General features: G+C 67.4%; 18 protein-coding genes. 16 read left to right on the top strand and 2 right to left on the bottom strand.

What is annotated here, in order from left to right:
• From BLW48_RS31585 to cydX, 9 genes are all read left to right on the top strand, one after another.
• Positions 1-834, top strand: an 834-nt coding sequence (locus BLW48_RS31585) for an electron transfer flavoprotein subunit alpha/FixB family protein (protein WP_093179556.1), incomplete at its 5' end; no start/stop codon positions are given.
• Positions 835-908: 74 nt separating this feature from the next.
• Entirely contained in the window at positions 909-2,699 is a 1,791-nt protein-coding gene (locus tag BLW48_RS31580) for an acyl-CoA dehydrogenase (RefSeq protein ID WP_093179555.1), read from the top strand.
• A gap of 79 nt (positions 2,700-2,778) precedes the next feature.
• Positions 2,779-3,741, top strand: a complete 963-nt coding sequence (locus tag BLW48_RS31575; RefSeq protein WP_093050722.1) for an NAD(P)H-dependent flavin oxidoreductase — start codon at positions 2,779-2,781, stop codon at positions 3,739-3,741.
• 59 nt (positions 3,742-3,800) lie between these two features.
• Positions 3,801-4,913 (top strand): acyltransferase family protein, encoded by a 1,113-nt coding sequence (locus tag BLW48_RS31570; protein ID WP_093080249.1) that lies wholly within the window; start codon positions 3,801-3,803, stop codon positions 4,911-4,913.
• 156 nt (positions 4,914-5,069) lie between these two features.
• Positions 5,070-6,758 (top strand): thiol reductant ABC exporter subunit CydD, encoded by a 1,689-nt coding sequence (gene cydD, locus BLW48_RS31565; RefSeq protein ID WP_093179553.1) that lies wholly within the window; start codon positions 5,070-5,072, stop codon positions 6,756-6,758.
• On the top strand, positions 6,755-8,467 hold the full coding sequence (gene cydC, locus BLW48_RS31560; RefSeq protein ID WP_093179552.1) for a thiol reductant ABC exporter subunit CydC: 1,713 nt from the start codon (positions 6,755-6,757) through the stop codon (positions 8,465-8,467). Before cydD ends, cydC begins: the two co-directional genes overlap by 4 nt.
• Before the next feature lie 43 nt (positions 8,468-8,510).
• Positions 8,511-10,130, top strand: coding sequence for a cytochrome ubiquinol oxidase subunit I (locus BLW48_RS31555; protein ID WP_093050710.1), 1,620 nt, complete (start codon positions 8,511-8,513; stop codon positions 10,128-10,130).
• Positions 10,127-11,281 carry a cytochrome d ubiquinol oxidase subunit II gene (cydB, locus tag BLW48_RS31550; RefSeq protein WP_093050707.1) on the top strand — a complete coding sequence of 385 codons (1,155 nt, stop codon included), beginning with the start codon at positions 10,127-10,129 and terminating at the stop codon, positions 11,279-11,281. The genes BLW48_RS31555 and cydB overlap by 4 nt, the downstream gene beginning before the upstream one ends.
• Before the next feature lie 20 nt (positions 11,282-11,301).
• Complete coding sequence (gene cydX / locus BLW48_RS31545; RefSeq protein WP_093050704.1) at positions 11,302-11,451, top strand: cytochrome bd-I oxidase subunit CydX; 150 nt, start codon at positions 11,302-11,304, stop codon at positions 11,449-11,451.
• A gap of 11 nt (positions 11,452-11,462) precedes the next feature.
• Here the strand turns inward: cydX and BLW48_RS31540 are convergent, their stop codons facing one another.
• Both BLW48_RS31540 and BLW48_RS31535 read right to left on the bottom strand, forming a co-directional pair.
• Complete coding sequence (locus BLW48_RS31540) at positions 11,463-12,044, bottom strand: GbsR/MarR family transcriptional regulator (protein WP_093050701.1); 582 nt, start codon at positions 12,042-12,044, stop codon at positions 11,463-11,465.
• A gap of 49 nt (positions 12,045-12,093) precedes the next feature.
• On the bottom strand, positions 12,094-13,119 hold the full coding sequence (locus BLW48_RS31535) for an AraC family transcriptional regulator (protein ID WP_093179550.1): 1,026 nt from the start codon (positions 13,117-13,119) through the stop codon (positions 12,094-12,096).
• Positions 13,120-13,230: 111 nt separating this feature from the next.
• Here BLW48_RS31535 and BLW48_RS31530 point away from each other — a divergent pair, with 111 nt between their 5' ends.
• From BLW48_RS31530 to BLW48_RS31500, 7 genes are all read left to right on the top strand, one after another.
• Positions 13,231-14,790 carry a long-chain-fatty-acid--CoA ligase gene (locus tag BLW48_RS31530; RefSeq protein ID WP_093179549.1) on the top strand — a complete coding sequence of 520 codons (1,560 nt, stop codon included), beginning with the start codon at positions 13,231-13,233 and terminating at the stop codon, positions 14,788-14,790.
• Between the two features lie 40 nt (positions 14,791-14,830).
• Positions 14,831-16,015 carry a lipid-transfer protein gene (locus BLW48_RS31525; RefSeq protein WP_093179547.1) on the top strand — a complete coding sequence of 395 codons (1,185 nt, stop codon included), beginning with the start codon at positions 14,831-14,833 and terminating at the stop codon, positions 16,013-16,015.
• A gap of 13 nt (positions 16,016-16,028) precedes the next feature.
• On the top strand, positions 16,029-16,469 hold the full coding sequence (locus tag BLW48_RS31520) for a MaoC family dehydratase N-terminal domain-containing protein (protein WP_093179545.1): 441 nt from the start codon (positions 16,029-16,031) through the stop codon (positions 16,467-16,469).
• Between the two features lie 14 nt (positions 16,470-16,483).
• Complete coding sequence (locus BLW48_RS31515; RefSeq protein WP_093179544.1) at positions 16,484-16,903, top strand: MaoC family dehydratase; 420 nt, start codon at positions 16,484-16,486, stop codon at positions 16,901-16,903.
• A gap of 25 nt (positions 16,904-16,928) precedes the next feature.
• The gene (locus BLW48_RS31510) at positions 16,929-17,759 is read left to right on the top strand and encodes an SDR family NAD(P)-dependent oxidoreductase (protein ID WP_093179542.1); all 831 of its coding nucleotides are present in this window, start codon (positions 16,929-16,931) and stop codon (positions 17,757-17,759) included.
• Positions 17,760-17,761: 2 nt separating this feature from the next.
• A complete protein-coding gene (locus BLW48_RS31505; RefSeq protein WP_093179541.1) occupies positions 17,762-18,550 on the top strand; it encodes an enoyl-CoA hydratase-related protein in 789 nt (262 codons plus the stop codon).
• Positions 18,551-18,650: 100 nt separating this feature from the next.
• On the top strand, positions 18,651-19,592 hold the full coding sequence (locus BLW48_RS31500) for a LysR family transcriptional regulator (protein ID WP_176928711.1): 942 nt from the start codon (positions 18,651-18,653) through the stop codon (positions 19,590-19,592).
• Positions 19,593-19,598 lie beyond the last annotated feature (6 nt).

Here is a 19,598-nt window from a genome sequence, read left to right as displayed (position 1 = left end):
GTGCTGGTGGCCGGTGCCAATGCAGCCGAAGCCGGCAAGGCCGCCGCACAGATCGCCGGAGTCTCCAAAGTCATCGTGGCCGACAGCCCCAGCCTGGCTGAGAACCTCGCCGAGAACGTCGCAGCTCAAGTCCTGGCCATCGCCGGCAACTACAGCCACATCCTGTTCCCCTCGACCGCCAACGGCAAGAACGTCGCGCCGCGCGTGGCTGCCAAGCTCGATGTGGCCCAGATCAGCGACATCACCAAGGTCGACAGCCCCGACACCTTCGAGCGCCCGATCTATGCCGGCAACGCTATTGCCACCGTGCAGAGCAGTGACGCGACCAAGGTGATCACCGTGCGTACGACCGGCTTCGACGCCGCAGCAGCCACGGGTGGCAGCGCAGCAGTTGAAACGGCCGAAGGCGTCGCAGACAGCGGCAAGAGCAGCTTCGTGGGCCGTGAAGTCACGAAGAGCGAACGCCCCGAGCTGACCGCCGCCAAGATCATCGTCTCGGGTGGCCGTGCCTTGGGCAGCGCCGAGAAGTTCACCGAAGTGATGGCCCCTCTGGCCGACAAGCTCAACGCAGGCCTTGGCGCCAGCCGCGCAGCCGTCGACGCAGGCTACGCCCCGAACGACTGGCAAGTGGGCCAGACCGGCAAGATCGTCGCGCCGCAGCTGTACATCGCAGCAGGCATCTCGGGTGCCATCCAGCACTTGGCCGGCATGAAGGATTCCAAGGTGATCGTGGCGATCAACAAGGACGAAGAAGCCCCGATCTTCTCGGTGGCCGACTACGGCCTCGTGGCCGACCTGTTCACGGCCGTGCCGGAACTGGTGAAGGCGCTCTGATCGCATTGCTGCACTGAGCCAGAGGGCATCGTTCGCGATGCCCTTTTCGTATCCGCTGTATCTGGAGACAAGACATGAGCTACACCGCCCCCATCAAGGACATGCTGTTCGACATCGAGCACCTGGCCAACATAGGCGAGATCGCGAAGCTGCCGGGCTTCGAAGACGCCGGCCTCGAAACCGCGCAGGCCGTCCTCGAGGAATGCGCGCGCTTCAACCAGGACGTGGTCGCGCCGCTGAACGTGGCGGGCGACCGCAATCCCTCGTCGTTCAAGGACGGCGTCGTCACCACCACGCCGGGCTTCAAGGAGGCCTTTGCGCAGTACGTGTCGGGTGGCTGGCAGGGCCTGCAGCATCCGGCGGACTTCGGCGGCCAGGGCCTGCCCAAGACCATCGGCGCGGCTTGCGGCGAGATGCTCAACTCGGCCAACATGAGCTTCGCTCTGTGCCCGCTGCTGAGCGACGGCGCCATCGAGGCGCTGCTCACGGCCGGCTCCGACGAGCTCAAGGCGGTGTACCTCGAAAAGCTCGTGAGCGGCCAGTGGACCGGCACGATGAACCTCACCGAGCCGCAGGCCGGCAGCGACCTCGCCATGGTGCGCAGCCGCGCCGAGCCGCAGCCTGACGGCACCTACAAGGTGTTCGGCACCAAGATCTTCATCACCTACGGTGAGCACGACATGGCCGAGAACATCGTGCACCTCGTGCTGGCCCGCGTGACCGGTGCGCCCGAGGGCGTGAAGGGCATCAGCCTGTTCGTGGTGCCGAAGTTCCTCGTCGGCAAGGACGGCTCGCTGGGCGAACGCAACGACGTGCACTGCGTGAGCATCGAGCACAAGATGGGCATCAAGGCCTCGCCCACTGCCGTGCTGCAGTACGGTGACCACGGCGGCGCAGTGGGCTACATCGTCGGCCAGGAGAATCGCGGCCTCGAATACATGTTCATCATGATGAACTCGGCCCGCTATGCGGTGGGCATGCAGGGCATCGCGATTGCCGAGCGCGCCTACCAGCACGCCGTGGCCTACGCAAAAGACCGCGTGCAGAGCCGCCCGGTCGATGGCTCCATCAATGCCAGCGCGCCCATCATTCATCACCCCGACGTCAAGCGCATGCTGATGACGATGCGCGCCTACACCGAAGGCTGCCGCGCGATGGCCAGCGTGGCCGCTGCCGCCTACGACGCCGCGCATCATCATCCCGACGCGGACGCGCGCAAGCAGAACCAGGCCTTCTACGAATTCATGGTGCCGCTGGTCAAGGGCTACAGCACCGAGATGAGCCTCGAAGTGGCCTCGCTCGGCGTGCAGGTGCACGGCGGCATGGGCTTCATCGAGGAAACCGGCGCGGCGCAGTACTACCGCGACGCCAAGATCCTGACGATCTACGAAGGCACCACCGCCATCCAGGCCAACGATCTCGTGGGCCGCAAGACCGCACGCGACGGTGGCCAGACCGCAAAGGCGATTGCCGCGCAGATCGAGAAGACCGAAGCCGAACTCGCCAAGAGCGACAGCCCCGCGGCGGCTGCCGTGCTCAAGCGCCTGCAGGCCGCGCGCCTTGCGTTCATCGACGTGGTCGATTTCGTGGCCGGCCAGACCAAGGCGTCGCCCAATGCAGTGTTCGCCGGCAGCGTGCCCTACCTGATGCTCGCGGGCAACCTCGTGGCAGGCTGGCAGCTCGCGCGTTCGCTGATCATTGCGCAGGACCTCGCCTCGCGCAGCTTCGACACCGACTTCATGCTGGCGAAGATTGCCACCGCGCGCTTCTACGCCGAACACATCCTCAACAAGGTGCCGGGCATCCGCGACAGCATCGTCGACGGCTCCGAGAGCGTCACGGCAATGGCGCTCGACGCCTTCTGACGCACCGCCGCTGTCGCCCATCTGACGGGCGATGGCGGCTTCTCTCTCTTATAAAACCGAACCCATCTCCGGAGACGACATGTCCAAGCTGCCCCCCGTACTCGCGAACCTGCCGCTGCCGATCATCGGCTCGCCGCTGTTCATCATCAGCAACCCGAAGCTCGTGATTGCGCAATGCAAGGCGGGCGTGGTCGGCTCGATGCCGGCGCTCAACGCACGCCCCGCGGCGCAGCTCGAAGAGTGGCTGATCGAGATCACCGAAGAGCTCGCGGCCTACAACAAGGCCAACCCCGACAAGCCTGCCGCCCCGTTCGCCATCAACCAGATCGTGCACAAGAGCAATGACCGGCTCGAGCACGACATGGAAATGGTCGTGAAGTACAAGGTGCCGATCGTCATCACCTCGCTGGGCGCGCGCACCGACGTGAACGACGCGGTGCACAGCTACGGCGGCGTGACGCTGCACGACATCATCAACAACAAGTTCGCGCAGAAGGCGATCGAGAAGGGCGCTGACGGCATCATCGCCGTGGCGGCCGGCGCTGGCGGCCACGCGGGCGTGAAGAGCCCGTTCGCGCTGGTGCAGGAGATTCGCCAGTGGTTCGACGGCCCCATCGCGCTGTCGGGCTCCATTGCCACCGGCGGTGCGGTGCTTGCCGCGCAGGCCATGGGCGCCGACTTTGCCTACATCGGCACGGCCTTCATCGCGACCGAGGAAGCGCGCGCGAGCGACGATTACAAGCAGGCCATCGTCGACGGTAGTTCGGACGACATCGTCTATTCGAGCCTCTTCACCGGCGTGCACGGCAACTACCTCGCGCCCAGCATCGTCAAGGCCGGCATGGACCCGGCCAACCTGCCCGAGGGCGACGTGAAGACCATGAACTTCGGCGGCGGCGAAGGCAGCAAGGCCAAGGCCTGGAAGGACATCTGGGGCTCGGGCCAGGGCATTGGCGCCGTGACCGAAGTGGCCAGCGCCGCGGCCTTCATCGAAAAGCTCAAGCGCGAATACCAGGAAGCAAGGCAACGGCTCGCGCTTTGACTGCCACTGCGAACGGCGCCGCGCCTGCTGCCGGCGCGCCGCCGTCATCGCTGGGGCGCATGCCGCTGCTCGACGCGGCGAAGGGCATCGCCTGTGCGGTGATCGTTGGACATCATCTCTCGCGCTATGGCCCGATGCCGGCAGGCGCGTACGCGCTCGCGCCTGACTTTTTCTCGTGGCTAGCCAACGAAGGCCGGCTGGCGGTGCAGGTGTTTCTCGTCATCGCCGGCTTTCTAGCGGCCGCCAGCCTTGCGCCCGACGGCATGCTGCGCGTGGAGCGGCCGGTGACGCGCATCCTGCAGCGCTATGGGCGGCTGGTCATGCCGTACCTCGCCGCGCTCACTGTGTGCGTGCTGGTCGCGGCGGTGGTGCGGCCGTGGCTCGATGAAGAGGTTGTGCCTGCGTCGCCGACCTTCGGGCAACTGGTCGCCCATGGATTGCTGCTGCAGGACCTGCTGGGCTACGAGTCGCTGTCGACGGGCGTCTGGTACGTGGCCATCGACTTCCAGCTGTTCGCGCTGGCGCTGGCACTGGTGGGCCTGCCCACGATGCTGCAGCGCTCCAGCGGCTCGCCGCCGCTGAGCGCACAGGCGCGCTGGATGCCCGTGGCGCTGGTGCTCGGGCTGGCCGTGGCTTCGCTGGCGCTCTTCAATCGCAATGCCGGGCTGGACGACACAGCCTTCTATTTCTTCGGCACCTACGGTGTGGGCATGCTGGTGTTCTGGATCGGGCGCGCCACGCGGTCCAGCACCTGGCAGAGCGCGATCGCACTGCTGGCGCTGGTGGGGGCGGGCGCGCTGGCTATCGACTGGCGCAGCCGTATCGCCACCGCGCTGTTCACGGCGCTGCTGATTGCCATTGCGCAGCGCCGCAACTGGCTGTCGCCTAAGCACTGGCCTGCCGTGGCCCTGCCTTTGTTGCGGCTGGGGCGTATGTCGTACTCGCTGTTCCTGATCCACTTTCCGGTGCTGCTTGCCATGAATGCGGCGGTTGCGAATTCCGGGCCGCACGGTGCGTGGTTCGACGCGGTCGGCCTCGTGGCGACCTTCGGCCTGTCGGTAGCTGCGGCGGCGCTGCTGTACCGCTGGGTGGAGGCGCGCCCGGCCTCGTGGCGCGCGGTGTTCACGCTTTTTGCTGCGCTGCTGGTTACCGGGCTAGTCGTTTCTCATTAAGGACAGGGGCGCCCGCGCAGGCGCACTGGCCGAATCTTCCTGAACCCGGTTGCGCTCGAGCGCCGGAGCGTGCAGTCTGCGGGCTCGTCAGCCGCTCGCATCTTCGGTATGATTGTGGAGATTTCAGTAATTACTGAAAATACACGAAACCAAGGAATGACCAAGCACTCGCCATCCCGATCGCCGCTGCGGGCTTTCGCGTCGCCTGACGTCGGCGGGGTGGTGCAGGGTGCCGCGGCGCTGTTCTGGCTGCCGCAGGCGGCGCTGCTGGCGATGGCGGTGCAGGGACTGGCTTCCGGGCGCGGTTTCGCGGCCGTGATCTGGCCCGCCGGCGCGATCCTGCTGCTTGGGCTGCTGCGGGCGGGTTGCGAGGCCTGGGGCGCTCGCCGGACCTTTGCTCGTGCACGTGCACAACTCACGGCGCTGCGCGAGCAAACGGCCACGGCGCTGGCCGGCAGCTCGCCGCTGGACCGCAGCCGCGCGCCTTCCGGCCTCGCAGCCAGCGTGCTCGCCGAGCAGGCCGAGGCTCTGGTGCCGTACCTCGTGCGCTACCAGCCCGCGCGTTGGCGCGCGACGGTGGTGCCGATCTTCATCCTGTGCGCGGTGGCCGCCTTTTCATGGGTGGCCGCGCTGGTGCTGCTGTTCGCGGCGCCGCTCATTCCGGTCTTCATGGCCATCGTCGGCTGGCGCGCCAAGGCTGCGAGCGAAGCGCAGATGGTGGAGATGGGCGGCATGAACGCCTTCCTGCTCGACCGGCTTCGCGGGCTGGCGACACTGCGTGCGCTCGATGCGGTGGAGACCACGGCGCAGCGGCTGGGCGATGCAGCGCACTCCCTGCGCCGGCGGACGATGGCGGTGCTGCGCATCGCGTTTCTCTCGTCAGCCGTGCTGGAGCTTTTCTCGGCGCTGGGCGTGGCGATGGTGGCCGCGTACGTCGGCTTTCACCTGCTGGGCTCCCTCGGCTTCGGCGCTTGGGGCCGGACGCTGAGCCTGGGCGAGGGGCTGTTCGTGCTGCTGCTGGCACCGGCGTTCTTCGAGCCGCTGAGGGAGCTGTCGGCGGTCTGGCATGACCGGGCTGCGGGCGAAGCGGCGCTGGAGGCGCTCGACCGCTTGCAGTGCAACGACCTGCCGCTGCCTGGTGCGAGCGCCTCGCTGACGCGCGCCGCGACGAGCGTGCCAGGCGGCGCGCCGACCATTGTCATCCACAACCTGCATTTCTCCTGGCCCGGCGAGCAGCAAGAGGTCTTCGAAGGCTACGAGCTTCGCATCGCGGCAGGTGAACACATTGCGCTGATGGGCCCCAGCGGCTCTGGCAAGACTGCATTGCTCTCAATACTCGCAGGCCTCGTGCCCGCCACGCGCGGCGAGATCTCGATCGGCGGCGTGGCGCTCACGGACCACACCGTGGCGGCGCTGCGCCAGCGCATGGCGTGGATGGGCCAGGCGCCGCACGTCTTCGCCGGCTCGGTCGAAACCAACGTCGCATTGGGGCGCGTGGGCGTGGACACCCCACAGGTCGCCGAAGCCATGCGCTTCGCATCGCTCGAAGCCGTGACGCAGGCGCATCCCGGCGTGACGCTAGGCGAGGGTGGCCATGGCCTGTCTGGTGGAGAAGCCGTGCGACTTGCCCTCGCGCGCGTCGCGGTGCACCCGCACGCCGACCTGCTGCTGGTAGACGAACCGACAGCGCACCTCGACACCGAAACCGCTGAGCGCGTCGCCGACGCTCTGGTGGCACTGGCGCGCGGCAAGACCCTCGTCGTCGCCACGCACGACCCGGTGCTGGCGGCTCGCATGGACCGCGCGGTGAACCTCGGCGCAGAAGCGCTGGAGAAGGCCGCATGAAGGCGACGCCAATCCACGCCACAAATTGGCGCGATCTGCGCCTGGTCCTGCGCCCCTTCCTTGCCGCGCAGCCACGTCCTCTTCTGCTCGGCTGCCTGCTCGCCGCAGTCACCGTGCTCGCAGGAATGGCGCTACTCGGCCTCTCGGGCTGGTTCATCACCGCGACCGCATTGGCCGGCCTGCACGCGGCCACCGCCTTCACCTTCGACGTGTTCATGCCCTCCGCCGGCATCCGCCTGCTGGCACTCGGTCGTACGGCATCGCGCTATGGCGAGCGACTTGTGACGCACGACGCGACCTTCGCCGTGCTCGCAGCGCTGCGCGTTCGCCTGTTCCGTGGTTGGGCAAAGGCGGAGGCGGCGCGCGAGTTGCTGATGCGCCCGGCCCGCCTGCTGTTCCGTTTGACGGCGGACATCGACGCGCTGGAATCGCTCTACCTTCGCCTGCTCGTGCCAGCCGCCGCAGCGCTCGGCGCGGCATTGCTGGCCGGCGTGGTGCTCGGCTTCATGCATGTCGCCATGGGCCTCGCGCTGATGCTCTGGCTCGTGACCGTCGGCTGGGGCATCGCGTTCGTCGTCGCAAGGCGAGCACGCCGGCCGGCCGTGCAGCGGGCGCATGCCGTCGAGGCGCTGCGCGCACGCGCAGTCGATCTCGTGGCGGGGCAGACCGATCTGGTGATGGCCGGCCGCATCGGCGCGCAGCGCCAGGCGTTGATGAACGCCGACATGCATCTCGCAAAGGCCGACCTGGCATTGAACAAGCTCGAAGCGGCGGCCGGCTTCGCCTATGGCAGCGCGGGCACCCTGACCCTCGTCGGCGTGCTGCTTGCCGTCGGCCTGCTGGTGGGCGAGGGCGTCATCGGCGCGCCGGCGGCGGCACTGGCGCTGCTGGTGGCGCTCACTGCCACCGAGCCCTTCGCGGCCTTGCGCCGCGGTGCGCTCGATGCGGGCCGCACGTGGCTGGCGGTGCGGCGTCTTGCACCGCGCATGAGCGAGGAGTCCGCCTCAACGTCAACGGCGAACGAACCCGATGCGACGCTCGCATTGCAACTGAAGCGCGTCACCGTGGTCCACGATGGCAGCCGCACACCCGTCCTGAGCGACGTGACCTTGACCCTGAACGCAGGCGAGCGCGTCGCATTGATCGGCGCGAGCGGCGCAGGCAAGTCGACGCTGCTCGCCGCCATTGCAGGCGAAATCACGCCGCAGTCCGGCAGCAAGAGCGCACAGCCCGCATGCCTTCTGACCCAACGCACCGAACTCTTCCAGGACAGCCTGCGCGACAACCTCCGCCTCGCCGCGCCCAACGCCACTGACGCCCAACTGCATGCCGTACTGCACGCAGCAGGCCTCGAAGACGAAGTGCGCTCATTGGCCACGGGCCTCGACACCCGGCTCGGCGAAGGCGGCCTGGGCCTCTCCGGCGGCCAGTCGCGCCGCCTCGCGCTGGCCCGCCTGCTGCTGCGCCCGGTGCCCCTCTGGCTGCTCGACGAACCCACCGAAGCGCTCGACGCCGCCACCGCACACGACGTGCTGCAACGCCTCGCCCGGCACGCAGGCCCACGCACCTTGCTGATCGCCACTCACCTGCGCCGCGAAGCCGCGCTCGCCGACCGCCTCGTGTGCATGCGCCAGGGCCGCATCGTCGCCGACCTGCGGCGCGGCACTGAAGCCTTCGACGCCGCACTGCGCAGCCTGCGCCCCGACTGAACACTTACAAAGAAAAACAGGCAACCCAAAAGGAAGAACCCCCATGGACCTCGACATCGTCGCGCTATCGCGCCTGCAGTTCGCCGTCACGGCGCTGTATCACTTCCTGTTCGTGCCGCTGACGCTCGGGCTTTCGATCATCCTCGCCATCATGGAGACGGTCTACGTGATGACCGGCCGCGTGATCTGGCGCGACATGACGAAATTCTGGGGCGTGCTGTTCGGCATCAACTTCGCGATGGGCGTGGCCACCGGCATCGTGATGGAGTTCCAGTTCGGCATGAACTGGAGCTACTACAGCCACTACGTCGGCGACATCTTCGGCGCGCCGCTGGCCATCGAGGGGCTGATGGCCTTCTTCATGGAGGCCACCTTCGTCGGGCTGTTCTTCTTCGGCTGGGACAAGCTCTCCAAGGTGGGCCACCTGATCTCGACATGGGCCGTGGCCATCGGCTCCAACTTCTCGGCGCTGTGGATCCTCATTGCCAACGGCTGGATGCAGAACCCCGTGGGCGCGGCCTTCAACCCGCAGACCATGCGCATGGAAGTGACCGACTTCTTCGCGGTGCTGACCAACCCGGTGGCGCAGGCCAAGTTCGTGCACACCGTGTCGGCAGGCTATGTGTGCGCCGCCGTGTTCGTGCTCGGCGTGTCGGCCTGGTATGTGCTCAAGGGCCGTCACCTCGAACTGGCCAAGCGCTCGATGACGGTCGCGGCCTCGTTCGGCCTGGCCGCCGCGCTGTCGGTGGCCGTGCTCGGCGACGAGAGCGGCTATCTTTCGGGCGAGCACCAGAAGATGAAGCTGGCCGCCATCGAAGCCATGTGGGAAACGCAACCCGCGCCTGCCGCCTTCACCGTCATCGGCTTCCCCGATCAGGAAGCGCGCGAGACGCACTACGCCATCCACATCCCCGCGGTGATGGGCCTGATCGGCACGCGCTCGCTCAACACAGTGATGCCCGGCATCGACGAGCTCGTGAAGCGCGCTGAAGCCCGCATCCGAGAAGGCCTCAAGGCGTACGACGCGCTGCAGAAGATCCGCGAGGCAGGCGGCACCGGCAAGGTGACGCAGGGCGTGCGCGGGGACTTCGAGGACAACGGCATCAACATGGGCTACGCGCTGCTGCTCAAGCGCTACGTGGACGATCCGCGCACAGCGACGGACGAGCAGATCACCAAGGCCGCATGGGACACCGTGCCGCAGGTGGCGCCGCTGTTCTGGCTGTTCCGCGTGATGGTGGGCATCGGCATGCTGCTGATCCTGCTGACGGGGACCTTCTTCGTGCTCTCTGCGCGCCGCAAGCTCGACAGCTACCGCTGGCTGCTGAAGCTCGCCGTGTTCGCGATTCCGCTGCCGTGGATCGCCATCGAGTCGGGCTGGCTGGTTGCTGAGTTCGGCCGCCAGCCGTGGGTGATCGAAGGCGTGCTGCCGACGGCTGTAGCTGTGTCGAACCTCGGCGTGAAGACGCTGCTGCTCACGCTCGCTGGCTTCATCGCGATCTACACCACGCTGCTCATCATCGAGATGAAGCTGATGCTCAAGGCCATCCGCAAGGGGCCTGAAGCCGAGCATGCACCGGACGAGGGCGACACGCTCTCGCACATTCCGCCGGCCCACGCAGGCGCGGCCATTCCTTCTCCTTCCACCGGGAGCGCAGCATGATCCTCCACACACTCCTCGACTACGACACCCTGCGCATCATCTGGTGGCTGCTGATCGGCGTGCTGCTGGTGGGCTTCGCCGTGACCGACGGCTTCGACCTGGGCAGCGGCATGCTGCTGCCCTTTGCCGCGCGCAACGACATCGAACGCCGCGTCGTCATCAACAGCGTGGGCCCGGTGTGGGAAGGCAACCAGGTGTGGCTGATCCTCGGCGGCGGCGCGATCTTCGCGGCGTGGCCGCAGTTGTACGCCGTGTCTTTCTCGGGCTTCTACCTTGCGATGTTCGTGATTCTCACGGCGCTGATCCTGCGGCCCGTGGCCTTCAAGTTCCGCAGCAAGCGCGAGTCGCCGCAGTGGCGCGCGCGCTGGGACTGGGTGCTGTTCTTCAGCGGCTTCGTGCCAGCGCTGATCTGCGGCGTGGCCGTGGGCAACGTGCTGCAGGGCGTGCCGTTCCGCTTCAGTGCCGACATGCACATCTTCTACGACGGCAGTTTCTTCGGCCTGCTGAATCCGTTCGCGATCCTGTGCGGGCTGGTGTCGGTGGCGATGCTCGTGATGCACGGCGCGGCATGGCTGTTGCTGAAGACTGCCGGGCCGGTGGCCGAGCGTGCACGCACCTACGGCATGGTTGCCGCCGTGCTCACCATCGCGCTGTACGCGCTGGCCGGTGTGCTGCTGGCAACGAGCATCGGTGGCTACCGCATCAGCAGCGTGGTCGATGCGGTGGGGCCGTCGAACCCGATGCTGAAGACCGTCGAGCTGCACGCCGGCGCGTGGACCGTCAACTACGCGGCGCACTCGTGGACGCTCGCCGCACCGGCGGCCGGCTTCGTCGGCGCGCTGGGTGCTTTGCTCGGGCTCGCGCTGCGCCGCCCGGTGCTCGCGCTGCTGACTGCGGCGCTCGGCATCGCCGGCATCATCCTCAGCGTGGGAGCGTCGATGTTCCCGTTCATCCTGCCGTCGTCGATCGATCCGCGCGCCAGCCTCACGGTGTGGGACTCGTCGTCGAGCCACCTCACGCTGTTCATCATGCTGGTGGTCACGGCCTTCTTCATTCCGCTGATCGTGGCCTACACCAGCTGGGTCTATCACGTGCTGTGGGGCAAGGTCGACGAGCAGGCCATCCGCGACGAGAGCGGCCACGCCTACTGAACGAAAAGAGGAGAAAAAAGATGTGGTACTTCGCCTGGATCCTCGGCCTGCCGCTGGCAGCCGCTTTCGCCGTACTCAATGCGATGTGGTACGAACTCATGGACGACGAGGCCGTGCGCAAGGCCAAGCTCGGAACGCCCGAGCCGCCGGCGGGGCAGGAGCGGCTCTAGAGGCTCCAGGCCTATTCGGCGGCCTTCTTCTTCGACGCTGCGCCGCCGGTGATGCGGTCCTTGAGCGTCAGCACCTTCGTCACGGTCGCGCCCATGCCCATGAGCTTCATGGCGGTTTCGGGCGCGAGCCGCTGCACGTCGTCGAACCATTTCATCAGCCGGTCGATCAGGTCGTGCATTTCGCGCATGCGCTCCTGCGCGTGGCGCTCGGCGTCGCTCGTGGGCGATTCGAGCAGGGCGTTGCGCAGCATCGAGAGCGTGGGCTCGATCTCGCGGCGGCGGCGCTCCTCGGCCAGCACGCGGAAGATTTCCCACACGTCCGAAGGCGCCTCGAAGTATTCGCGCCGGTCGCCCGGGTGATGCCGCAGGTGCACCAGTCGCCAGGCCTGCAACTCCTTCAGGCCCATGCTGACGTTCGAGCGCGAGAACTCGAGCAGCTCGGCGATCTCGTCGGCGTTGAGCGCGCGCTCCGACAAAAAGATCAGCGCGTAGATCTGCCCGACGGTGCGGTTGATGCCCCACTTGCTGCCCATCTCGCCGAAATGGGCGACGAACTGGCGGTTGAGGGGAGGGAGATCGGAGGAAGTTGCCATGCGCCGGATTGTCGCGCGGATGGCTGTAATTTCGGAAAGTCCTGAAAACTCAATCCACTGGCGCGCGCCTCCGGTACGACCCAGGTGCACCACCAGTCCATGCCTTGAAGGCCCGCTGGAACGCCGCGCTGTCGGCAAAGCCCAGCTCCTCCGCCAGCACCGCGAGCGGCACGGTGCTGGTGTTGAGCCGCACGATGGCGAGGTCGCGTCGCAACTGGTCTTTCAGCGCCTGGAACGAGGTGCCCTCGGTCGCCAGGTGCCGCTGCAGCGTGCTGACCGACATGTGCAGCACGCTCGCCGTGGTCGCGAGGTCGGCCCATGCCGGGCGGTGCTGCTGCAGCACCGCCCGCACCCGCGCGCTCACGGCCTGCTCGGCGAGTCGGGGCAGGATCACGTTGGCCGGCGCGGCCGCCAGAAAAACCTGCATCTCCTGTGCGTCGCGGTGCACCGGCGTGTCGAGCGCGCTGGCGTCGAACCACACGGCCGACAGCGGCTGGCCGAACTGCAGCGGCCCCGGGAACACCTTGGCGTAGCCGTCCGCATAGGGCGGCAGCTCGAAGCCGAAGTCGAAGCGGCGCGCCACCAGCCGGCCGCCGTGCAGCCATGCGAAGAGCCGCCAGTACACCCGCAGCATCAGCTCGTGCAGAAAGTTCTGGTGCGTGGCGGGCTGGATGTTCAGCCTCACGCCGAAGCCCGCGAGCGGGCCTTCGTGCAGCAGCACCAGCGAGAGGTCGTCCTGCAGCAGGCTGAAGGTGTGGGCCACGCGGCGCAGCGCCACCTCGAAGGTGCGCGCGCCCAGCGTGGAGCGCGTCATCAGCGCAAAGCTGCCGCGGCGCAGGCGCCGGGTGAGAAAGCCCAGTGCCTCGTCGTCCATCCGGTCCATCAGCAGTGCGAACAGCGCAACGTACTGTTCGGCCGTGATGCGCGCGCCGGTCTCGTCGAGCAGGGCGGGGGCGATGCCCGCGTCTTCCAGTGCCGTGTCGATATCGACCAGCGCCTCGCCGCCGCGCGCACGAATGCCCGACAGCATGCCGTGGACGAAGGCGATCGGAATGGTGACGGGCGGTTGCAGCATGAGTCCTGTCGATTGACGTTTTCTGCCATGCGATCGAAGCGAAGTGCAATCGCCGGGCAGCCGCCGGATTTCTACCATGCGGCTACACAAGAACGAGACGGAGACAAACCCATGTACCTCACCCAGGGCCTTCACCGGGCCGTGCAGCAGCGCCCCGATGCCATTGCCGTGCGCTTTGCCGGCCGTGCACGGAGCTTCCGCGACTTTGCCGAACGGGTCGCACGCCTGGCCGGTGCGCTGCAGCGGCTGGGCATGCAGGCGGGCGACCGCGTTGCCATGCTGTCGCTCAACTCCGACCGCTATCTCGAATACCAGATGGCCGTACCCTGGGGCGGCGGGGTACTCAACCCCTGCAACATCCGCTGGTCGGCTGCCGAGATTCTTTACTCGTTGGAAGACTCGGGATCCAGCATCCTGCTGGTCGACGAGACCTTCCGGCCGGTGGTCGAGCAGATGCGCGGCCAATCGAAGAGCCTGCGCGAAGTCGTCTACTGCGGTGACGGCCCGGTGCCGCCCGGCATGCACAGCTATGAAGGCCTGATCGACGCCGCCCAGCCGGTGCCCGATGCCGTGCGCCGCGGCGAAGACCTGGCCGGCATCTTCTACACCGGCGGTACCACCGGTTTCCCCAAGGGCGTGATGCTGAGCCACACCAACATCTGCAGCTCGGCGCTCGCGGCGCAGGCAGAAGGGCTGGCCCCGGCGGGCGGCTGCTACCTGCATGCCGCGCCGATGTTCCACCTGGCTGACATGGGCCTGGCCACGCCGCACTGGTTTGCGGGCAACACGCACGCGATCATTCCGATGTTCACGCCCGAGGGCGTGCTCAACGCCATCGAGCGCGACCACGTCACCAGCCTGCTGCTGGTGCCCACCATGATCCAGATGCTGGTGGACCACCCCGCCATGCGGGAGCCGCGCGACCTGAGCAGCCTGAAGAACATCACCTACGGTGCCTCGCCAATCTCCGAAGCCGTGCTGAACCGCGCGATGGAGGCCTTTCCGGGTGTCGGGTTCGTGCAGGCCTACGGCATGACCGAGCTGTCGCCCATCGCCACGCTCAACCCCGCGTACTTCCACACGGCCGAAGGCCGCAAGCACGGCAAGCTGCGCTCGGCGGGCCGCGCTGCCGTGTGCATGGAAGTGCGCGTGGTCGATGCCGACGACAAGGAGGTGCCGCGCGGCACCGTCGGCGAAGTGGCCGTGCGCGGCCCCAACGTGATGCAGGGCTACTGGAACAAGCCCGAGCAGACGGCCGCCGCGCTGTGCGACGGCTGGATGCATACCGGCGACGGCGCCTACATGGACGACGACGGCTTCATCTTCGTGGTCGACCGGCTGAAGGACATGATCATCAGCGGCGGCGAGAACGTCTATTCGGCCGAGGTAGAGAACGCCATCAACCAGCATCCCGCGGTGGCAGCCTGCGCCGTCATCGGCATCCCGAGCGAGGAGTGGGGCGAGGCGGTGCATGCCGCGCTGGTGCTCAAGCCGGGGCAGGCAATCAAGCCCGAGGAGCTGATCGCGCACTGCAAGACGCTGATTGCCAACTACAAGTGCCCGCGCAGCGTGGCCATTCTCGACGCGCTGCCGCTGTCGGGCGCCGGCAAGGTGCTGAAGACAAAGCTGCGCGAACCCTTTTGGCAAGACCGCCAGCGAGGCGTAGCCTGAGCCTGTCTGTTTTCTTATTCGAACCTCCAAGGAGCCTCTCATGAGTCAGGACGTCTATGTCGTCGGGGTCGGCATGATCCCGTTCACCAAGCCGGGCGCGAACCAGCCCTATCCGCAGATGGCCGCCCATGCCACGAATGCGGCGCTGAAAGACGCCGGCATCGGCTACGAGCTGGTGCAGCAGGCCTACGTGGGCTACGTGTACGGCGACTCCACCGCCGGGCAGCGCGCACTGTATGAAGTGGGCATGACGGGCATTCCGGTCGTCAACGTCAACAACAACTGCTCCACCGGCTCGACCGCGCTGTTCCTCGCGCGCCAGGCCGTGGCCAGCGGTGCCGCCGACTGCGTGCTGGCGCTCGGCTTCGAGCACATGAGCCCCGGCGCGCTCGGCGCGGTGTTCAACGACCGGCCCAGCCCCTTCGACCATTTCGAAAGCATCACCGACGAGCTGGTCGGCAACGAGCAGGTGCCGCTCGCGCTGCGCTACTTCGGCGGTGCAGGGCTCGCGCACATGCAGCAGTACGGCACGCAGATGTCGACCTTCGCGAAGATCCGCGCCAAGGCCAGCCGCCATGCGTCGAACAACCCGGTGGCGCTGTTCCGCACCGTCGTCACCGAAGATGAAGTGATGGCCGCGCCCGTCATGTGGCCCGGCGTGATGACGCGGCTGATGGCCTGCCCGCCCACCTGCGGCGCAGCCGCGGCCATCGTGTGCTCGGCCCGCTTTGCCGAACGCCACGGGCTGGACCGCAGCGTGCGTATCAAGGCGCAGGCCATGACCACCGACCGGCCCATCACCTTCGAGAGCCGCGACATGCGCGAGGTGGTCGGCTTCAGCATGGCGCAGGAGGCCGCGCAGAAGGTGTATGACGCGGCCGGCGTCGGCCCGCAAGACGTGGACGTGGTCGAGCTGCACGACTGCTTCGCGCACAACGAACTCATCAGCTACGAGGCGCTGGGCCTGTGCCCGGTGGGCGGCGCCGAGAAGTTCGTGGTCGATGGCGAAAACACCTATGGCGGCAAGGTGGTGACCAATCCGTCGGGCGGGCTGCTGTCGAAGGGGCATCCGCTCGGGGCCACGGGGCTGGCGCAATGCACGGAGCTGGTCCAGCAGCTTCGAGGCACAGCCGACAAACGGCAGGTCGAGGGCGCGCGGATGGCGCTGCAGCACAACCTCGGGCTGGGCGGCGCCTGCGTGGTGACGCTCTACGAGCGCGTCTGAGAAAGGCCACCCGATGATCGACAAGAAATGGATCGGCCACGAGCTGCCGTCTTCGGTGCTGCCCATCGAGCGCAGTCGCCTGCAATTCTTCGCCAAGGCCATCGGCGAGACCGACCCCGTCTACACCGATGCCGCCGCCGCGCGCGATGCCGGCTACCCCGACCTGCCCGCACCGCCGACCTTCCTGTTCGCGGCCGAGCTCGACTCGGGTGCGTCCGACAGGTTGCTGGCCGACCTGCAGATTCCGCTGTCGAAGCTGCTGCACGGCGAGCAGGGCTTCAGCTATCACCGGCCGACCTGCGTGGGCGACACGGTGACGGTGCGCTCCACCATCACCGACATCTACGACAAGAAGAACGGTGCGCTCGAATTCGTCATCAAGACATCGCGCGCCACCAACCAGCGCGACGAACTGGTGGCCGAGCTGCGCACGGTGATCGTCTGCCGCCACTGAAGGAGCCCGCACCGATGAATGCCCTGACCTACGACGCCGTGAACATCGGCGACGAGCTGCCTTCGCTGCAGCTACCGCCTGTGAACCGCACCACGCTCGCGCTGTTCGCCGGCGCCTCGGGGGACCACAACCCCATTCACATCGACACCGATTTCGCGCGCAAGGCCGGCATGCCCGACGTGTTCGCGCAGGGCATGCTGGGAATGGCCTGGCTCGGGCGCCTGCTCACGCAGTGGGCGCCGCAATCGCAGCTTCGGCGCTTCGACGTGCGCTTCCAGGGCATCACGCACCTGGGGCATGCGGTGCAGTGCAGTGGGCGCGTGGTCGAGAAGCTCGAGCACAACGGCGAGCGCTGCGTGCGCGTCGAGGTGCTCAGCGCCAACCAGTATGGGCAGACGCGCATTGCGGGCGAGGCGCTCGTCGCGCTGCGCTGACATCAACCGAAGAAAGAACAGAGACATGACACTCAAGCTCGACGGCAAGGTCGCCCTCATCACAGGTTCGGGTCGTGGCATCGGCCAGGCCATCGCGCTCAAGCTCGCATCCGAAGGTGCGCGCATCGTCGTCAACGACCTCGATGCCGGGCCGGCTGAAGAGACCGTACAGGCCATCCGTGCTGCCGGCGGAGAAGCGGTGGCGTGCGTCGGCAGCGTGGCCGCACCGGACTTTGCCGAGCGCTTCGTCGGCACGGCGGTGAACGAATTCAAGGGCCTCGACATCATCGTCAACAACGCCGGCTACACCTGGGACAGCGTGGTGCAGAAGATGACCGATGAGCAGTGGTACGCCATGATCGACGTGCACCTCACGGCACCGTTCCGCATCCTGCGCGCAGCGCAGCCGGTGATCCGCGCGCTGTCGAAGTCCGAGACCGAGGCGGGCCGGCGCGTTGTGCGCAAGGTGGTCAACATCTCGTCGGTGGCGGGGCTGTTCGGCAACGCGGGGCAGGCCAACTATTCGGCGGCCAAGGCCGGCATCGTCGGCATGACGCAGACACTGGCCAAGGAGTGGGGCCGCATGAACGTCACCGTCAACTGCGTGGCCTTCGGCTTCATCCAGACGCGGCTGACCGCGAGCACCGCCGAGGCCACCACCGCGAACATCGAGGGCCGCGAGATCAAGGTGGGCATCAACCCGGGGCTGCTGGCGATGATGGAGCAGTCCATTCCGCTGGGACGCGGCGGCACGCCTGAAGAAGCCGCAGGCGCGGTGTACTTGCTGTGCGTGCCCGAGTCCGACTACGTGAGCGGGCAGACGCTGATGTGCACCGGCGGGCTCACGGGGGTCTGAGCATGAACATCAGCGAAGGCATTGCCTGGGACGTGGAGGAGGGCATCGGCCGCATCGTGCTGAAGCGGCCCGAGCGCGCGAATGCCCTTGGCTTGGCGAACGGGCGCGCGCTGGTGCGGGCCATCGACGAAGTGCTGGCGCAGAAGCCGCGCGTCATCCTGCTGACCGGCGAGGGCAGGGTGTTCTGCGCCGGCGGCGCCATCGATGAATTCGTGGCGGCCGGCGAGGCGTTGCCCGAGCTGGTGAGCGAGATGCTGGACAGCCTGCATCCGGCATTGCTGCGCCTGTCGAACAACCCGGCGCCGCTGGTCGTGGCGGTGAACGGAGCGGTGGGCGGCGCCGGCGTGGGGCTCGCGCTGTGCGGCGACTTCGTGCTCGCCGCCGAATCGATGAAGCTGCGCACGGGCTACGCGGCCATCGGGCTGTCGCCGGATGCGGGCGCCTCGTACTTCCTCGCGCGTCGCGTGGGGCCCGTGCGTGCGCAGCAATTGCTGATGCTGAGCGATGCCGTCGACAGCCAGCGCTGCCTGGCGTGGGGCGCCGTCGATGCGCTCTACGCGGATGCCGAACTCGCAGCCGCCGCCGAAGCACTCGTCACGCGGCTCGTCCATGGCGCGAGCGGATCGTTCGCGGCAATCAAGACCCTGTGCGCCGGTGTGCCGGGCCGGCCTTTCGATGAGCACCTGGCGCTGGAGCAGAAGCTGCTGCGCGAACGTGCCGGCAGCGCCGATGCGCGCGAGGGCGTGGCGGCGTTCGTAGCCAAGCGTGCGCCGCGCTTCACCGGTCGCTGAGGCACGGCGCCTGCATCGCATTCGCCGCGCCAGGCGGGCGGGATGCGTGCAAGAATCTCCGCGGCGCTCTTGCTTTGCGCCCAGCCCACGGAGTTTCTTCTTGAGTCTTGTCTCCACGACCTCGCTTCGGTACTTCGCCGAAGTCGTTCGCACCGGTTCGATCAGGGCGGCTTCCGAGAACCTGTACGTCGCGGCATCCGCCATCAGCAGGCAACTCGCCATGCTCGAGGACTCACTGGGCGCACCTTTGCTGGAGCGGCGCCAGGGGCGCGGCAAGGTCAAGCTCACGGCGGCCGGCGAGATCTTGATGCGCTATCACAAGAACGTCGTCAAGGAGTCCGGGCGGCTGCATTCCGAGATCGAGGCATTGCAGGGCCTCAAGCGGGGCCACGTCAATTTCGGCATGCCCGAATCGTTGACGCGCGACTTCATGCCGCAGTTCTTCTCCGGCTTTGCCAAGCGCTACCCGGGCATCTCGTTCAGCGTGAAGGTCAGCGGCAGTCCCACGCTGGCGGAGATGCTGCTCGAAGACGACCTCGACGCCTGCTTCACCTTCGGGGACATCGCGTTCCAGGATCTTTCGATGGTCTATACGCGGTTGCTGCCGCTCTACGTGCTGGTGCCCACCGGGCATCCGCTCGAGGGCTACAAGTCGCTGCGGCTTTCGGATTGCGCCGAGTACAGCCTGTCGTCGCTCGACTCGTCGCTGTGGGCCAAGCAGCAGTACGACGAGATGCTCGCGAAGGCGAAGATCCGGCCGCGCATCGCGCTGGAGACCAACTCTTACGAGCTCATGCGCAACGTGGCGGCAGAGGGCATGTGCCTCACGTTCACGACCACGCCGCTGGAAGACCCGTTCGGGCGTCCCAGGGCCGGCTCCTATGTGCCGCTGAAAGACCCGCGCGCCAGGCCGCAGCGCCTGGCGCTGTGCGTACACAAGGGCCGCAGCCTGCCGATACCGGTGGCTGCATTTCTCTCGGAACTCACGGTTGCGCTGGAAGAGGCGGAGCAGCGTGCCGAACAGGGCCGCCCCGCCGCTTGAGGCCCT

This window comes from Variovorax sp. YR266, assembly GCF_900107295.1.
Taxonomy (GTDB): Bacteria; Pseudomonadota; Gammaproteobacteria; order Burkholderiales; family Burkholderiaceae_C; genus Variovorax.
The sequence above is the reverse complement of the archived record's forward strand: the minus strand, read 5'-3'. Positions and strand labels throughout refer to the sequence as shown.

What these genes read in the sequence shown, in the direction of transcription:
- cydD (WP_093179553.1), top strand. Translation starts at nt 5,070, where the DNA reads ATGACCAAGCACTCGCCATCCCGATCGCCGCTGCGGGCTTTCGCGTCG.
- BLW48_RS31555 (WP_093050710.1), top strand. Translation starts at nt 8,511, where the DNA reads ATGGACCTCGACATCGTCGCGCTATCGCGCCTGCAGTTCGCCGTCACG.
- cydX (WP_093050704.1), top strand. Translation starts at nt 11,302, where the DNA reads ATGTGGTACTTCGCCTGGATCCTCGGCCTGCCGCTGGCAGCCGCTTTC.
- BLW48_RS31515 (WP_093179544.1), top strand. Translation starts at nt 16,484, where the DNA reads ATGAATGCCCTGACCTACGACGCCGTGAACATCGGCGACGAGCTGCCT.
- BLW48_RS31575 (WP_093050722.1), top strand. Translation starts at nt 2,779, where the DNA reads ATGTCCAAGCTGCCCCCCGTACTCGCGAACCTGCCGCTGCCGATCATC.
- BLW48_RS31530 (WP_093179549.1), top strand. Translation starts at nt 13,231, where the DNA reads ATGTACCTCACCCAGGGCCTTCACCGGGCCGTGCAGCAGCGCCCCGAT.
- BLW48_RS31540 (WP_093050701.1), bottom strand. Translation starts at nt 12,044, where the DNA reads ATGGCAACTTCCTCCGATCTCCCTCCCCTCAACCGCCAGTTCGTCGCC.
- BLW48_RS31505 (WP_093179541.1), top strand. Translation starts at nt 17,762, where the DNA reads ATGAACATCAGCGAAGGCATTGCCTGGGACGTGGAGGAGGGCATCGGC.
- cydC (WP_093179552.1), top strand. Translation starts at nt 6,755, where the DNA reads ATGAAGGCGACGCCAATCCACGCCACAAATTGGCGCGATCTGCGCCTG.
- BLW48_RS31510 (WP_093179542.1), top strand. Translation starts at nt 16,929, where the DNA reads ATGACACTCAAGCTCGACGGCAAGGTCGCCCTCATCACAGGTTCGGGT.
- BLW48_RS31570 (WP_093080249.1), top strand. Translation starts at nt 3,801, where the DNA reads ATGCCGCTGCTCGACGCGGCGAAGGGCATCGCCTGTGCGGTGATCGTT.
- BLW48_RS31525 (WP_093179547.1), top strand. Translation starts at nt 14,831, where the DNA reads ATGAGTCAGGACGTCTATGTCGTCGGGGTCGGCATGATCCCGTTCACC.
- BLW48_RS31535 (WP_093179550.1), bottom strand. Translation starts at nt 13,119, where the DNA reads ATGCTGCAACCGCCCGTCACCATTCCGATCGCCTTCGTCCACGGCATG.
- cydB (WP_093050707.1), top strand. Translation starts at nt 10,127, where the DNA reads ATGATCCTCCACACACTCCTCGACTACGACACCCTGCGCATCATCTGG.
- BLW48_RS31580 (WP_093179555.1), top strand. Translation starts at nt 909, where the DNA reads ATGAGCTACACCGCCCCCATCAAGGACATGCTGTTCGACATCGAGCAC.
- BLW48_RS31520 (WP_093179545.1), top strand. Translation starts at nt 16,029, where the DNA reads ATGATCGACAAGAAATGGATCGGCCACGAGCTGCCGTCTTCGGTGCTG.